Origin of the sequence: Micromonospora sp. A202 (assembly GCF_006715105.1) — a bacterium.
GTDB lineage: Bacteria > Actinomycetota > Actinomycetes > Mycobacteriales > Micromonosporaceae > Micromonospora > Micromonospora zamorensis.
Window position 1 is genome coordinate 3735179 of record NZ_VFMP01000001.1, and the last position, 15041, is coordinate 3750219.

At 70.3% G+C, this 15041-nt stretch carries 16 protein-coding genes; 8 read left to right on the plus strand and 8 right to left on the minus strand.

Features of this window, described 5'->3' with window-relative positions; genetic code table 11:
* The first annotated feature begins 444 nt into the window (after positions 1-444).
* The 3 genes from FBZ33_RS17395 (at position 445) to FBZ33_RS17405 (ending at position 2915) form a co-directional block, all read left to right on the plus strand.
* Positions 445-1101 carry a C39 family peptidase gene (locus tag FBZ33_RS17395; protein WP_141909877.1) on the plus strand — a complete coding sequence of 219 codons (657 nt, stop codon included), beginning with the start codon at positions 445-447 and terminating at the stop codon, positions 1099-1101.
* 245 nt (positions 1102-1346) lie between these two features.
* A complete protein-coding gene (locus FBZ33_RS17400) occupies positions 1347-2240 on the plus strand; it encodes a DUF1996 domain-containing protein (RefSeq protein ID WP_141909878.1) in 894 nt (297 codons plus the stop codon).
* Between the two features lie 72 nt (positions 2241-2312).
* Entirely contained in the window at positions 2313-2915 is a 603-nt protein-coding gene (locus FBZ33_RS17405) for a DUF305 domain-containing protein (RefSeq protein ID WP_141909879.1), read from the plus strand.
* A gap of 21 nt (positions 2916-2936) precedes the next feature.
* Here the strand turns inward: FBZ33_RS17405 and FBZ33_RS17410 are convergent, their stop codons facing one another.
* Together FBZ33_RS17410 and FBZ33_RS17415 are read right to left on the minus strand one after the other, a co-directional pair.
* A complete protein-coding gene (locus FBZ33_RS17410) occupies positions 2937-3671 on the minus strand; it encodes an alpha/beta fold hydrolase (protein ID WP_141909880.1) in 735 nt (244 codons plus the stop codon).
* Complete coding sequence (locus tag FBZ33_RS17415) at positions 3664-4296, minus strand: TetR/AcrR family transcriptional regulator (protein ID WP_141909881.1); 633 nt, start codon at positions 4294-4296, stop codon at positions 3664-3666. The genes FBZ33_RS17410 and FBZ33_RS17415 overlap by 8 nt, the downstream gene beginning before the upstream one ends.
* A gap of 138 nt (positions 4297-4434) precedes the next feature.
* Between FBZ33_RS17415 and FBZ33_RS17420 the strand changes: the two genes are divergently transcribed.
* Entirely contained in the window at positions 4435-5538 is a 1104-nt protein-coding gene (locus tag FBZ33_RS17420) for an aldo/keto reductase (protein WP_141909882.1), read from the plus strand.
* On the opposite strand, the gene FBZ33_RS17425 is transcribed toward FBZ33_RS17420, so the two are convergent.
* The 3 genes from FBZ33_RS17425 to FBZ33_RS17435 all read right to left on the minus strand — a co-directional run bounded on the left by FBZ33_RS17425 (position 5493) and on the right by FBZ33_RS17435 (position 8809).
* Positions 5493-6554, minus strand: coding sequence for a carboxylesterase (locus FBZ33_RS17425; RefSeq protein WP_141909883.1), 1062 nt, complete (start codon positions 6552-6554; stop codon positions 5493-5495). The genes FBZ33_RS17420 and FBZ33_RS17425 overlap by 46 nt on opposite strands.
* Before the next feature lie 3 nt (positions 6555-6557).
* Positions 6558-7454 (minus strand): acetyltransferase, encoded by an 897-nt coding sequence (locus FBZ33_RS17430; protein WP_141909884.1) that lies wholly within the window; start codon positions 7452-7454, stop codon positions 6558-6560.
* A gap of 158 nt (positions 7455-7612) precedes the next feature.
* On the minus strand, positions 7613-8809 hold the full coding sequence (locus FBZ33_RS17435) for a low temperature requirement protein A (protein WP_141909885.1): 1197 nt from the start codon (positions 8807-8809) through the stop codon (positions 7613-7615).
* Between the two features lie 306 nt (positions 8810-9115).
* On the opposite strand from FBZ33_RS17435, the gene FBZ33_RS17440 reads away from it, so the two are divergent.
* Positions 9116-10228: a glycoside hydrolase family protein gene (locus tag FBZ33_RS17440; RefSeq protein ID WP_255508921.1), complete on the plus strand. Its 1113-nt coding sequence runs from the start codon at positions 9116-9118 to the stop codon at positions 10226-10228.
* Between the two features lies 1 nt (position 10229).
* Here the strand turns inward: FBZ33_RS17440 and FBZ33_RS17445 are convergent, their stop codons facing one another.
* Positions 10230-11123, minus strand: coding sequence for an NAD(P)-dependent oxidoreductase (locus tag FBZ33_RS17445; RefSeq protein WP_141909887.1), 894 nt, complete (start codon positions 11121-11123; stop codon positions 10230-10232).
* A gap of 235 nt (positions 11124-11358) precedes the next feature.
* Between FBZ33_RS17445 and FBZ33_RS17450 the strand changes: the two genes are divergently transcribed.
* Entirely contained in the window at positions 11359-11604 is a 246-nt protein-coding gene (locus tag FBZ33_RS17450; RefSeq protein ID WP_255508922.1) for a hypothetical protein, read from the plus strand.
* A gap of 78 nt (positions 11605-11682) precedes the next feature.
* A complete protein-coding gene (locus tag FBZ33_RS17455; protein ID WP_088948766.1) occupies positions 11683-12102 on the plus strand; it encodes a PPOX class F420-dependent oxidoreductase in 420 nt (139 codons plus the stop codon).
* 49 nt (positions 12103-12151) lie between these two features.
* Here the strand turns inward: FBZ33_RS17455 and FBZ33_RS17460 are convergent, their stop codons facing one another.
* The gene (locus tag FBZ33_RS17460) at positions 12152-13033 is read right to left on the minus strand and encodes a bile acid:sodium symporter family protein (RefSeq protein ID WP_141909888.1); all 882 of its coding nucleotides are present in this window, start codon (positions 13031-13033) and stop codon (positions 12152-12154) included.
* A gap of 145 nt (positions 13034-13178) precedes the next feature.
* Here FBZ33_RS17460 and FBZ33_RS17465 point away from each other — a divergent pair, with 145 nt between their 5' ends.
* Entirely contained in the window at positions 13179-14522 is a 1344-nt protein-coding gene (locus FBZ33_RS17465) for a glycoside hydrolase family 18 protein (RefSeq protein WP_141909889.1), read from the plus strand.
* 26 nt (positions 14523-14548) lie between these two features.
* On the opposite strand, the gene FBZ33_RS17470 is transcribed toward FBZ33_RS17465, so the two are convergent.
* The gene (locus FBZ33_RS17470) at positions 14549-14929 is read right to left on the minus strand and encodes a hypothetical protein (protein WP_088948769.1); all 381 of its coding nucleotides are present in this window, start codon (positions 14927-14929) and stop codon (positions 14549-14551) included.
* Positions 14930-15041: the final 112 nt, after the last annotated feature.

Genomic DNA, 15041 nt, shown 5'->3' on the forward strand with positions numbered 1-15041 from the left:
CCCCACCCGGGTCAAGATCCGTGCAACATCAGGGAACTTGCTGCCTCGCCGTGGTCTGAGGCAGCACTTTCCCGGAAAGTGCCCGGATCTTGGATTGCCCACGCCCGGGGTTGCGGGGCGTGGTGTCCGGTTCGGCGGATCCGACCCTGGGGCGGGTGTCGGGTTTGGGGGTCGGTGTCGCGTGGTCGGCGCCACCCTGGGGGCGGAATCGTGGGCCGGGCGGGGTCGTTATACCTGGCATGCCACCGCGACTTTCGGGTCGTGGGGCACGGCGCCCGAGCTGGGAACATCCGCTGGGCCGCCCCGGTTACATCCCCCGCAACGCCCGAGCAGGTCCCCCCGGGGATCGCCGGCGTTCCCCCCGAGACTTTCCCGCACGGTCACCGTTCCCCCCTTGTGTGTCGTGCCGTGCGGACACCCCCAATCGCAGAGGAGCACGCCATCATGCGTACCGATCTGATTCGTAAGACCGCTCTGACCGCTGCTGGTCTGGCCTTCACCGGTGGTGCGATCGTTGGACCGATCACCGCCGCGGACGCCGCCGAGGCGAAGCCGGCGTCGCAGACGCAGTCTGATCGCAAGCCCGCCGGTGAGCGTCAGCTGGGCGTGCGCTACGAGGCGCAGCCGAACTTCTACTACTGCGGGCCTGCCGCCGCCCGTAACGCCCTGAGTGTGCAGGGCAAGGACATCAGCGTCGACGCGATGGCCAAGGAGATGGGCACCACCGAGGCCGGCACGAACTCCATCAACGACATCACCCCGGTGCTGAACAAGGAGACCGGCAAGAACGACGCCTACCGGTCCGTGGAGATCAGCACGCCCGCGGCCGACGATAAGCAGACCGACAAGCTGCGCGCCGACATCGTCAAGACTGTTGACGACGGCCGGGCCGTGGTCGCCAACATCGCCGGCACCACGACCGACACCGACGGTGCTATCCACTCCTTCGAGGGCGGGCACTACATCAGCGTCGTCGGCTACCGCGACAACGGTCAGATCGTCAAGATCGCCGACTCCGCCAACCCGAACACCGCCTCCTACGAGGTCACCGTCGAACACCTCGCCGACTGGATCGCCACCCGCGGCTACGCCACCAGCTGACCGCGACCGACACACCACGAAGGGCCGGACCCCACCACGGGGCCCGGCCCTTCGTCGTCTTTCATTTCCGCCAATTGCGGAACGTATTGACAAGTTTCGACATCAGGGTGAGGCTTGACCTGCTGAGAGCGCTCTCTCGCACGGCCTCAAACCGGCCACCACCAGTCTGGCCAGGGCAATCTCCGATGTCTTCGGCGGCGGCACCGGAGCTTTCCCTGACCCGTCCCCCCGACAGGAGTCACACGATGGACAGGGCCGCACCCCTCTCCGGCACCCACCGCCGGCTGCGCCTCGCCACGGCGATCGGCGCACTGCTGGTGCTACTCGGCACGTACGTCGCCTCCACCACCGAGCGGGCCGACGCCGCCCCGGTCGCCAACGCCATCCGGGTTGCCGAGTTCCCCGCCGACTGCAGCTACAGCCACCGGCTGCCGGACGACCCGATCATCTTCCCGGGGCTGCCCGGGGCCTCGCACATGCACAGCTTCTTCGGCGCCACGGTGACGAACGCCAACACCACCCTCCCTGACCTGGTCAACTCCCCCAGCACCTGCAACCCGCGGGTGGACGTCTCGTCCTACTGGGTGCCGACCCTGTACCGCGACAACGTGCCGGTGGAGCCGGCGATCGCCACGTTCTACTACCTGGGCGAGGGCGTACGCTCCGACGTCGTCGCGAACACCCAGCCGTTCCCGCTCGGGCTGCGACTCGTCGCCGGCAACGCGAAGGCCACCGGCTCGAACGACAGCATCGCCCGGTGGTCGTGCCTGCACGCCGGGCACGTGCCTCCGTCGAAGGACTTCGTCAACTGCCCGTCCGGCACGATGCTGGAGTCGTACCTGGACTTCCCGCAGTGCTGGAACGGCCGCGACCTGGACTCGCCGGACCACAAGAGCCACCTGGCGTACCCGGTGAACCAGGCCTGCCCGAGCACCCACCCGGTGCACGTGCCCAAGCTGCGGCAGGTGCTGCGATACCCGGTCACCGGCGACCCCTCGCGGATCCGGCTCGCCTCCGGGCCGGGCTACACCATGCACGGTGACTTCTTCAACGCCTGGCCGGTCGCGGAGATGGCCCGTCGGGTCCAGGACTGCATTCGTCCCGTCATCAAGTGCGGTCACGACGGCCGACCGATCTGAGCCGACAGGCTCCCACCACGGAGGCGGGTCCGGTCACGCCGGGCCCGCCGTTCGGGGGCGAGAGGAGGCCGGATGCGAGCCCTCGTGAGCGCGTCCATGTCCCTGTTCCTCGCGGCGCTGCTCGTCACGGCCTGCGCCACCGGATCACCGACCACGACCGCACCGTCGACCGTCGCGCCCTCGGCTGCCAGCCAGTCCGGCTCGGCCTCGCCCAGCGGCTCGGCCAGCCTGTTCAGTCCCACCGACATCGCGTGGCTTCAGCTGACGGTGGCGATGAACGAACGCCTACTGCCGGTGCTGGACATGGTGCCGGGTCGGACCACCGATCCCGGGTGGCAGACCTTCGCCGCCCGGCTCGGCACGGCGCACCGCGCCGACCTGAGCACCGCCCGACGGCTGCTCGCCGAGTCCGGCGCTCCGGCGACCAACCCGCACGAGGGCCACGACATGCCGGGCATGGTCACCGAGCAGGAGTTGACGACGTTGCGGTCGGTGACCGGTGTCGCGTTCGAACGATTGGCAGGTCAGCACGTACGTGCGCACCTGCAACAGGCGGTGCGGGTCGCCGCCGCGGAGCAGCGGAACGGCGTGTATCCGGCGACGACCGCGTTGGCCGCGGAGGTGGTCCGGGCCGGCGACGCAGAGCTCGCCCGACTCGATCGGTTGACCCCGTAGACCGCCACGCCGATCGTCCTCTCAGCCGGCGGCCAGCAGCCGGGCGATCGTCGCTGGCTCCGCCAGGTGCGGGAAGTGGCTACCGGGCAGCACGGTCACCACGACCTCCGGCAGGGTCTCCGTCAGCCAGGTCAGATAACGGGGTGGCGGCTCGGACGAGGTCACCCAGCGGTAGGGAATCCCGCGCTCACCGATGGACCGCAGATCACTGTGGCGCTCGGCGGCGATGTCCTCGTCGGAGCCGCGCAGGATCTCACCCCAGTAGCCCAGCAGCAGGTCCGGCCGGGGATCGGTCGCGGTGGTCACGATCTGGCGGGCCTCGGCCGGCAACGACTCGATGCCCATCCCGGCCAGCATGCCGTCCCACACCCGCCGCCAGTCCGGGCCGCGCAGTGTCGACTCCGCCTGGCGTACGGCCACACCGAAGGGGCCGGGCAGCAGGATCTGGTCCAGATTCACCACGCCGCGCACCGGATAGCGGGCCGCGTACGTCGTGGCGACCACCGCGCCGACCGAATGTCCCACCACGATCGGCTGCGCGAGGCTGGCCCCGGTCACCTGGTCGTGCAGGACCTCGGCGACCTCCGCCATCCGGTAGGACTCCCGACGTGGTGCGTCGCCGTGACCGGGCAGATCGAGGGCGAGGATCTGCCGGTCGGGGTCGATCGCCGCGAGCTCGCGCCGGACCGGGTCCCACTGTCGCCGGTCGTAGGTGAGGCCGTGCAGCAGCACCAACGGTGGTCGGTCGTCATTCATTGTCGCGCCTTTCCTGCTCTCCGCTCGCCCGGGCGCTGGCCCGAAGCGAGTCGATGGTGAGGTCGAGAGCCGCCTCGAGGTGATCGATCTTCCCGGTGGAGAGCAGCAGCAGGACGCCGCCCTGAATTCCGGCCAGCAGCGCCGCGGAGGCACGGTCGGCGTCCACGTCCGGGCCGATGTCCCCGGTCGACTGCATATGGCGGATGCCCTCGGTGATCGCCGCCTGCCAGCGCCACATCAGCCCGGTCACGATCGCCTGCGCGCCCGGCGCGCGTCGGCCGGTCTGACCGAGCAGCCCGTTGAGCGGGCACTTCACGCCCTGCGCGAGGTAGCGCTCGATGAGCCGGTCACGCCACGCCAGCCAGGCCGACCAGGACGTCAGGTTGCTGAGCATCGGCTCCTGGTCGATGAGCACCTGATCGGCCTCGTGCTGGGCCACCGCGAGCAGCAGGTCTTCCTTGCCGCCGGGGAAGTAGTGGAACAGCTGTCCCTTGCTGGTGCTGGTGTGGGCCATCACGTCTTCGAGGCGTACCTCGTCGACGCCGCGCTCGCGGATCTCGGCGGCCGCGCCTGCGACGATCCGCGCCCGGGTGGCCTCGCCCTTGCGGGTCAACGCCCGTGTCATGAGACCCCCGTCACCGATCTGCGTCCGTACCTGCCGGTCCAACGCTAGCGCGGACTTTGGACTTGCAGGTCCATTTTTGCCGAGCAAAGGTCTGGGACGGCCCGCTCGGGGCCGACGCGCGATCGAGAGGACGCAACGATGAACCACTACTACCTGCTCGGGCGGTCCGGGCTGCGGGTGAGCCGGCTGGCGCTGGGCACCATGAACTTCGGCGTCGACGGGTTCCATGCCGCCTACGGCAAGACCGAGGAGGAGGCGGAGCCGATCTTCCGTCAGTACCTGGAGTCGGGGGGCAACTTCATCGACACGGCAGACTTCTACACCGCCGGCGAGAGCGAGAAGATCCTCGGCCGCCTGATCGACCGGGCCGGCGTCCGCGAACGGCTCGTGCTCACCAGCAAGGCCACCAACACCGTCGACCCGACCGACCCGAATGCCAGCGGCAACGGTCGCAAGCACATCACGCGGGCGGTGGAGGCCTCGCTGCGCCGACTCGGCACCGACTACATCGACCTGTACCTGCTGCACACCTGGGACCGGATCACCCCGGTCGAGGAGGTCGTGCACACCTTCGACGACCTGGTGCGGGCCGGCAAGATCCGGTACGCCGGGCTCTCCGACGTACCGGCCTGGTACGCGGCCCGGGCGCAGAGCTACGCCGAGGCACACGGTCTGGCCCCGATGATCAACGTGCAGCTGCCGTACTCCCTGGTCACCCGGCACATCGAGGCGGAGTTCGTGACGATGGCCCAGACCCTGGGAATGGGTGTCACCGCGTGGAGCCCGATCGGTGGCGGCCTGCTCAGCGGCAAGTACCGCCGGACCAGCGAGGGCATGAGCGGCACCGGCCGGTTGACCAACCCCGACGCAGCGGGTCGGGAGATCAGCCCCGGCGACTGGCAGGTGATCGAGGCGCTGGAGAGCGTGGCCGCCGATCTCGGGCGCAGCATGGCGCAGGTGGCGATCAACTGGGTGGCCACCCAACCCGCCGTCGCCTCGGTGGTCGTCGGGGCGAGCAGCCCCGAACAGCTCGCCAGCAACTTCGGCGCGCTCGACTTCGAGATCCCGGCGGACGCCCGTCGGCGACTCGACGAGGCGAGCGCCCCGAACCTCGGGCTGGTCTACAGCATGTTCACCCCGCAGTACCAGTCCTGGGTGGTGAGCCCCGGCCTCGGCATCGGCGACAAGCCGGCCGGTTACGCCCCGCCGGTGTTCAACGGCGCCACCCCGCCCACCCGGTAGGGGAACGGTCCGGGGAGCGGCTCCCCCTCGTAGAGCGCGATGTACAGCCGGCGCAGCTCGGGCCCGTCGGCGCCGAGCGCGGTGAGGTTGAGGGTGTTGTGGCCGACGCCCAACGCCTCCGGCAGGGTGCAGACCTGGAGCGGAATCGCGTTCGCGTCGGCGATCCGGCGCGGCACGCGCTCCGCCGCACCGAGGTCGACCACGCCGTCGAGGGGGCTGATCGCGACGGCCGCGGTCCGCAGACCGGTCCGTCGTGGCGGCTTCGGCAGAGTACGCGCGATGCTCAGGTACTGGGTGACGGCGGCGAGGGAGTAACCGCGCGACGTGACACGGTCCGGGAGGATGCTGCGCCCGTACAACATGATGAGCGGTCGGACCGCGAAGGCCGGCGTCTGCCGACGGTCCGGGCCGAAGAACGGCGACAGCAACAGCAGACGCCGTACGACGGTGCCCGGCACCTGGGCCAGCCAGGCGGCCAGGACGGCACCACCGGAGATCCCCACGACGCCCACCTCGTCTCCCAGGCCCTCGGCGACGGCCAACGCCTGCGCGGCGTACGTCGTCAGCTCGTCGGCCTGGACCCGGTGGTGGGCCCGCAGGTCGACGGTGCCGTGCTGCGGGGCGCGCGGAACCCAGACGTTGTAGCCGCGGTCGAAGAACTCCTCGGCCAGTTCGTCGTACTGGTCGGGCGCGAGGGTGTATCCGTGCAGCAGCAACACGGCCCTGCCGGTGCGGGAGCCGTGGCTCAGGAGACGGCCGTGCGACTCCGGCCGGACCTCCGGGTCAGCCGCCTCGGCGGCGATGACGGCCTCGGCGGCACGGACGGCGGTGTCGAAGTCGAGCGGCCGCGCCGGTGCGACCGAGAGCTCACGGCGCAGCGACCGCCACAGACAGAGCGCGGCGACGGCCGCCACGACCAGCGCCAGTACGCCGACGATGAGCATGCCCCGATGCTGACAGGGCCAGCGGTCGGCGCCGGTGCGGGGGTGCACCCCGGTGACAGGGCGCACCCCCATCCGCTATTCCTGCTGGTCCGCCGGCGCGAAGACGACCCTGGTGCGCAACTGCCGGAACCCGGTCCGTTCCAGCTCGGCCAGCACCGCCACCCGACGCGCGTCCACGTCGGCGATGACCTCCCGGGCGCCGCCGGCGGCCAGCAGCCGGACCGCCTCGACCAGCAGTTCTGGCCGGGCCGCCTCGTCGAGCAGGCCGAGGTAGACGAGGAGCGGATAGCAGGCGTCCCCGGCGGTGCCGACCAGACCCACCGGCTCTCCGGCGTCCAGTGCGACGCGCCATCCCTCCACTCCGTCCCCCAGCCAGCCCAGAGGGTCGGTGGAGAGGTCGACGCCGCTGACCACCCGTGCGATCTCGACGCCGGTCAGCACGTCCGGCTCGTCGATCCTGGCGACCAGGGCGTTGACCTCCGTCGCGTCGAGCGGCGGACGGAATTCGTACCGTCCGGAGGACGCCGGCAGGGGTGTGCCCGTCCAGGAGCATCGGAGCCGCTCCCCCCGCTCGACCAGGCCGGCGAGCCGGGCCGCGGCCATCGGTGCCTCCACCACGGCCCGCACCTCGGGGCGGCGCCGCCAGTGTGCCGGCAGCGCGGCGTAGTACAGGCCGGGACCGCCCAGCGCCTGGTGGGCGGCGTGCAGCAGTTCGGCGCCGACCTCGGGCTCGGCGTCCAGATCGAACCGGTCCAGCCAGGGTGCGCCGACGGCGCCCGGTGGGAGGAGCCAGGCGGCCCGGCCGACCACCCGGCCGTCGCGCAGGGCGACCCAGGTGGTCTCGGGCCGATAGCCGCCACCGGCGACCCCGTCGGCGTAGCCGACCTGGCGCAGTTGGGGCAGCGGATCAGGCATGGAGTCGAACAGGTTTTCCTCGCCCGCGACGAGCGGACGGATGACCAGATCAGTCATGGCGTGGTCCTCCGGGAAGCGAGCGCCCCGGATCAGATCCGCGCGGACGCCGGAGCGCGGAGGGGGCGCAGAACATCGGACATTGTTCTGACCTCCTCCCGGCTCGACGGCGTGCCGGAAGAACATACGCCGATCGGTCGCCGGCCCGCAACGGGTTGTCACAGAGTCGGGTTGGTTTCCGGCCCTCGCTTGTGGGCCCGCTGGTCGAAGACGGCGATGCCGGCCAGGATCACCGCTGCGAGGGCCGCCACGGCGACCGGCGGGAGAAACACCATCGGTACCGCCGCCAAGGCCAGCGTCACCGCACCGACGTACAGCACCCGACACCGCGGCGTGGTTCTGCTCGCCCGCTCCAGGCTGCTGCGCCCGATCAGGAACAGCACCGGGCCGCCGAAGATGATGACCACCAGAGCCCAGTCGATCGGCGGGTGCGGATCCTCGATGACCTGCCCGAAGCCGACGGCGGTGCAGATGATGCCACCGACGATCAACAACAGGCTGTAGCTCGCCCACGGCGACAGCTGGACCCCCTCCCCGCTCGGGGTCGAGGCATGGCCGGACCTGACGTGGTAGAAGTAGATCCGCCAGAACGAGACCACCGCCACGAACGAGGCGACGAGGACGATGGTCCCATCGGTCGAGAAGCCCGGAAAGCTGACCGCGGCGCCGGCTTCGAGCACCACCTCGGCGAGAGCGATCATGAAGAACTGGTTGTACCGCTCGGCGAGATGCGCCTCCGAGACGGTGACCCCCATGCTGTTGAGCTGTCTCCCGCCCATGCGGGGAAGGGGGTAGGTGGTGGCGGCGCCGATCATCTCGATGGCGAGCGCGATGGTCCAGAAGATGCCTCGACCGAGACCGCCGCTGATGCCGCCACTGATCCAGAGCACGCTGGTGACCAGGTGCCAGGTCAGCACCCGGAGCGCGAACGCGTGCACCGGGTGGCCCCGCAGGGCGAACGACAGGAACAGCGGTCGGCCGACCTGGATGACGACGTAGGTGCAGGCGAAGACGACGCCGCGCTGGCCGAAGGCCTGCGGCAACGTGACGGCCAGCACCAGCGTGCCGAACATCGTGGCCAGCAGGACGACTTGGAGATCGGGGCGTCGAGGGTCGTAGGTGCTCGCCAGCAGGGCGTTGAGCGACCAGATCATCCACATCGCCGTGAAGAACAGCACCGTCTGGCCCGCCTCGGACAGCAGCGTGTGCCGGACGATGGTCAGGTCGTCCGCGACCCGCCCGGCGAGACGGGCCAACGCGAAGACGTACACGATGTCGAACAGCAGTTCCAGGACGGTCGCCGAGTTCGGGCTCCTGCTGTCCCCGAGCCCACGGGACCCGATGCGCGTCAACACGGACGGCGGGACAGCTCAGCCGGCCAGGGCCGCCGACACGGGCGGGCCGAGGTGATGGCGGTGCTCGGCGATCCGACCCTTTGCCATCGCCCCCGAGCCCCCTCACCGACCGCGTGATCCAGTTACGCGTACTTTATCCATCTTCTGGCCGATTACGCGGTAGATGGCGGATCTGGCCCGCCGCTCACCCGGGCAGAAACTGTTATCCCGGTACGGGCGTCCAGTCTCCTGAGGGGAAGGTGGTGGCAAGATCCGCCGCCGCCACGGCATCGGACGGCGATGCGACCACACGGAGGAGTCGAGACGATGCGCGCAACAGGTCAGGGTGGAGCGGGCGCCGCGAACGGGAATCGGGGCGTCCACGCGGACCCCCGACGCGGGTTGTCCGGCCGCCTCCCGACCGGCGCGAGGCGTCTGCTGTGGCCGCTCGCCGTGGCCGCCGTGGTCGTCCTTCTGGTGACCGGGGTGATCGTCGTGATCCAACCGACCGGGCCGACGCCCGCTCCCGCGGCAGCCCCGCAGGCCGTCGACGAGCCGCTGGGCGCCAACCCGGCGTCCAGCTCCGCCACCGCGACCACGCCGGTCGCCACGCCGAGCCCGACGGGAGCGACCCCGTCCCCGACTCTGACGCCGACGGCGAAGCCGACGACCGGGCGTACGGTCGCCCCGGCGGCACCCGTGGTGACCTCGAAGCGCAAGGGTGTCGGGGTGTGGACCTTCGACGGCGTCAACCCGGCGCTGGCCAGCTCCGGGGCGAGCTGGTACTACACCTGGGACGTGGCCCACCCGGGCGTCACCAGCCCGAAGGGCGCCGAGTTCGTCCCGATGATCTGGGGGGCGAAGAGCGTCACCGCCACCAACCTGCAACAGGCCAGAAAGAACGGCAGTTACCTGCTCGGGTTCAACGAGCCGGACCTGAAGGGTCAGGCGGAGATGACCGTGGAGCAGGCGTTGGAGCTGTGGCCGCAACTGGAGGCGACCGGCCTTCCGCTGGGCAGCCCCGCCGTGGCCTGGGGCGGTGACCGGCCGGGCGAATGGCTCGACCGCTTCATGGCCGGCGCGAAGCAGCGCGGGTACCGCGTCGACTTCATCGCCCTGCACTGGTACGGCGGCGACTTCACCACCGCCAACGCCGTCAACCAGCTCAGGTCGTATCTCCAGGCGGTGCACGACCGCTACAAGCTGCCCGTCTGGCTCACCGAGTTCGCCCTGATCGACTTCTCCAACGGCGTTCGCTTCCCGACCCAGGCACAGCAGGCCGCGTTCCTCACCGCGGCGACCCGGATGCTGGGCGGCCTGTCCTGGCTTCAGCGGTACGCGTGGTTCGGCCTGCCGGCAACGGACAAGGATCAGACCGGGCTCTTCCGCACGGGCAGCGAGGCGACCGCTGTCGGCCGCGCCTACCAGGCGGCTCGCTGACCTAGAGCTGATCCACGTGGTCTCGCCAGGAGTGCTGCGGCTCGCAGCCCAGCACCCGGCGGGCCTTGTCGATGCTGAGCAGGGTCTCGTGCTCGCCCAGCTCCTTGCGGATCTCGACGCCCGGGTAGACCTCGGCCATCAGGCTGGCGCTGGACCTGGTCATGACGGTGTCGGCGTTGGCGATGATGAACACGTCGGCGCCGGGCTGGTCGTGGGCGAGGGCCCGCTCGACCGCCTGGGCTCCGTCCCGGGCGTCGATGTAGCCCCACAGGTTCCACCGCCGCAGCAGCGGGTCGGCGTCGAAGGAGGGGAACGGGGCGTAGTCCTCGACGTCCATCACGTTGGAGAAGCGCAGGCCCACCATGACCAGCTCCGGGTCCCAGCGGCAGAAGTGCCGCGCCATCTCCTCCTCAAGGGCCTTGTTCAACGAGTACGTCGACTCGGGGCGCGGCGCGTACTCCTCGTCGACCGGCGCGTACGGCGGTGGGGTGTCGAACGGCAGCCCGAGGACCGTCTCGCTGGACGCCCAGACGACCCGCCTGATCCCGGCCGCCCTGGCCGCGGCGAAGACGTTGTACGTGGCGGCGGAGTTGTTGGCGAACGTGGTCGCGTTCGGCATCAGCCCGGGGGCCGGGACCGCCGCCAGGTGCACGACCGCGTCGACGCCGCCAGCGTGTTCGTCGGCGCCTCCGGTGAGCGCCTCCACCACCTGCCCGTAGTCGGTCAGGTCGACCTGGAGGAACTCGCCGGCCACGTCGCGGGGGTCGCGGCCTCCGGCGCGGTCGACCGCGAGCACGTCGACGCCCACGGCGCGCAGGTGGGAGACGACGGCACGGCCGAGCTTGCCGGTGGCCCCGGTGACGACAACACGCCTGGGCAGTGCGGGATTGCTCATGACGACATCTTCTCCGGCGTGGCGCGGCACCCCGCACGCGGGTGGAGCACACCCCAGCGTCCCTGCCACGTGGTCGACGGCGCGACGCTGGCACCGCTGCTGGCCGAAGCCGGCGCGGCGCGCGGCGAGACCCGATGGCAGGCTGAGGGACACCGGGTACGCCTGGTGGTCCGACCGCTGCTGCCGCACGAGCGGACCTGCGCGGACCTCGACCAGGCGGCATCACGGTACAACTTTGGGAGTCAGCGCGATGGGAATGATGGTGACCGCGAGGCGGATCGAGGCCACCGCGGATGAGGTCCGCTATGAATTCGGGTTCGAGGACAGGTTCGACCGGGTTCTCACGATCGATCCCAGAACCCTTGAAGCAGGTGTCGACGACGGCGAATTCAACTCGGCCGCCGGCGCGATCACCGTAAAGATCGTCAAGGCGTGGCGGTCCAGCGGCGAGTTCCCCGCCACGATGATGTACGCCAGTTGAGCGATCACATCCCACGGTGACCGGGACGGAGGGTGCGTAACGTGCAGGGGTAACCCTGACGCGACGAGGAGAGACTTCATGTCCAAGCCACCGCTGCCCGAGCCCGCGATCGCCATGCTGCAGAAGCCGAATCCGGCCGTCATGACCACCCTGCAGGCGACCGGTCAGCCGGTGTCCGCTGCCACCTGGTACCTGTGGGAGGACGGCCGGATCCTGGTGAACATGGACGAGAGCCGCCGCCGGCTGGAACACGTCCGCAACGACCCGCGGGTGTCCCTGACCGTGCTCGACGAGGCCGGCTGGTACACCCACGTCAGCATCATCGGGCACGTCGTCGAGCTGCGGGCCGACGAGGACCTGGCCGACATCGACCGGTTGTCGCAGCACTACACCGGCAATGCGTACCCCCGGCGGGAGCGCGCCCGGGTCAGCGCCCTGATCGAGATCGACCGCTGGCACGGTTGGGGCTCCCTCAAGGACAACGACCAGGTCGGCTGACCAGCATCAGCCCGGCCGGCGGCACCGCCGGCCGGGCTGGCGGCACCCGTCAGGGCTGCACGGTGGCGGGCCGGGCGCCGACGCGGGTCACCAGGTAGCCGAAGGCCGCCGCGGTGAAGAACATGACGATGCCGTAGACGGCGCCCGGGATCGCCATCTGCGTGCTGTTGAGCAACGCCGGGCTGAGCGCGATAGTGATGGCCAGGGTGCTGTTGTGGATGCCGATCTCGAACCCGGCTGCCGTCGCGGCGCTCCGCTCGACACCGGCGAGCCGCGGCACCCCGTACCCGATGGCGAGGCTCAGCAGGTTGAACGCGAGCACGGCCAGGCCGACCGAGACGAAGTAGTCGGCGATGTTCTCCCGTTCGCCGAGCACGGCCCCGGCGATCACCGCGACGAGCACGACGACGGAGAGGATCCGGACCGGCCGGTTCAGACGCTCGGCGACGTGCGGCAGCCGGGCCCGGATCAGCATGCCGATCGCGACCGGGACGAGCACGATGGCGAAGACCTGCACCACCTTGTCGAACTGCAACCCGATGTTCCTGCCGTCGGGCAGGAAGTACGCCGCCGACAGGTTGACCAGGATCGGCAGGGTGAACACGGCGAGCACCGAGTTGATGGCGGTCAGGGTGATGTTCAGGGCCACGTGGCCGCCGAACAGGTGGCTGTAGAGGTTGGCCGTCGTGCCGCCCGGCGAGGCGGCCAGCAGCATCATGCCGACGGCCAGTTCCGGCGCCAGGCCGAACGCGAGGACGAGGCAGAAGCAGAGCGCCGGCAGCACCAGCACCTGGCACACCAGGGCGATGACGGCGGCTCGCGGGTGCTGGGCCACCCGGCGAAAGTCCGCGATGGTCAGTCCGAGACCCAGACCGAGCATGATGATGCCGAGGGCGATGGGCAGGCCGATCAGAGTCAGGGCGGAGTCCATGGCACAACATCGTTACCACCGGGTAACGCCGCAACAATCCCCCATGTGGCTGGACGCTCTTGACCCCGGACTGTGATCGGCTTAACTTCATCAATCAAATAAGTCTCTTTACTAATTCTGCTTGATGCCTCGTGGGAGTGTGCCGATGCGACCATTCCGCCACCGCCGTCTCACGGCCGTCGTCACACTGGCGGCCCTGCTGTTCACCGCCGCCCCGCCCAGCGCCGCCAGCGCGGGCGACAACCAGCAGCGCCGCACCGGTTACCACCGGGTCGGCTACTTCACCCAGTGGGGCATCTACGGTCGGGCCTTCCCGGTCAAGAAGCTCGACACGTCCGGGGCGGCGAGCCGCCTCACCCACGTCAACTACGCCTTCGGCAACGTCAGCGAGGACGGACGCTGCTACGTGGACGGCGGGCCGGGCGAGGGCGACGCCTGGGCCGACTACCAGCGACCCGTCCCCGCCGAGGAGAGCGTCGACGGCGTCGCGGACGCCCCTGGCCAGGCCCTCAGCGGCAACTTCGGCCAGCTCGCCAAGCTGAAGGCCAAGCACCCCAAACTGAAGGTGCTGATCTCGCTGGGTGGCTGGAGCTGGTCGACGTACTTCTCGAACGCCGCCCGCACCGACGCCTCCCGCAAGGCGTTCGTCGCGTCCTGCATCGACCTCTACCTGAAGGGCAACCTGCCCGGCGGGGACGGCGCCGCCGGCGGCCCGGGTGCCGGGGCCGGCGTCTTCGACGGCATCGACCTCGACTGGGAGTGGCCCAACTGGGAGGGTGAGCCCGGCAACGTCATCCGCCTGGAGGACCGGGAGAACTTCACCAAGCTGCTCGCCGAGTTCCGCCGGCAACTCGACACGTACGGGCGCACCACCCGGACGCACCACCCGCTGACCGCCTTCCTGCCGGCCAACCCGGCCACCATGGACGCCGGCTACGAGGGCCGCAAGATCTTCAAGTACCTGGACTTCGCCACCGTGCAGGGGTACGACTTCCACGGCGGCTGGGAGGCAGTGGCCAACCAGCAGTCGGCGCTGCGCGTACCGGCGGGATCGCCGGACAACCCGGACTTCTCCGTCGAGGTGGCCATCGACAGCTGGATCGCCCGCGGGGCGCCGCGCGACAAGCTCGTGCTCGGCATCCCGTACTACGGTCGGGGTTGGACCGGTGTCACCGGAGGCGGCAACGGCCTCTTCCAGCCGGCCACCGGGCCCGCGCCGGCCACCTTCGAGGCCGGCTACGAGGACTACAAGAAGCTCAAGACCCTGGCCGGCAACGGCTACACCGTGCACCGCGACCTCCGCGCCGGGCACGCCTGGCTGTTCGACGGTACGACGTTCTGGACGTACGACGACCCGGCGGTCGTGTTGCAGAAGACGCTCTACATCCGCCGTGCCGGCCTGGCCGGAGCGATGATCTGGTCGCTGGACGGCGACGACGACAACGCCACGCTGACCAAAACGATCGGCCTCGGCCTGACCACCTGGTAGGCGTACCCGCGACGCGCCGCCCGTGATCAACTGGTCGCGGGCGGCGCGCCCTGTCCGGGGGAAACCGCGCGCACGGCGGCCTCGATGAGCGCGGTGACCTCGTCCATGTCCCGAGCCCGGTGCACGTCCAGCTCGGCCGACCAGCCGTCCGGACGACTGAGCTGGACCGTGACGTCGTCGCGGCGATGGGTCAGCCAGCCGGCGATCGCCTGCACCAGCACCATGACGGTGCCAGCGTCGTCGGCCACCACCCGCAGCACCTCGGTGTCGCCCGCCGACGAGGTTGTGGTCACCTCGTCGCGCAGCCGGTCCTCCGCGCGCAACCAGGACGTCAGCGAACGCCGAGCATCGGCGGACGGAAGATCCGGGAAGACCGAGAGCGTGATCATCTCCAGAGACGCCGGCACTGTCTCCTCCTTCCGGGCGAGGTGGACCCCACCCCTCCATCCTGCCAGCCGGCCCCGGCGCGAGCATCCCGTGCAGTCACCGAAGTCGATCGGAGCTTGACCTGCGCATCGG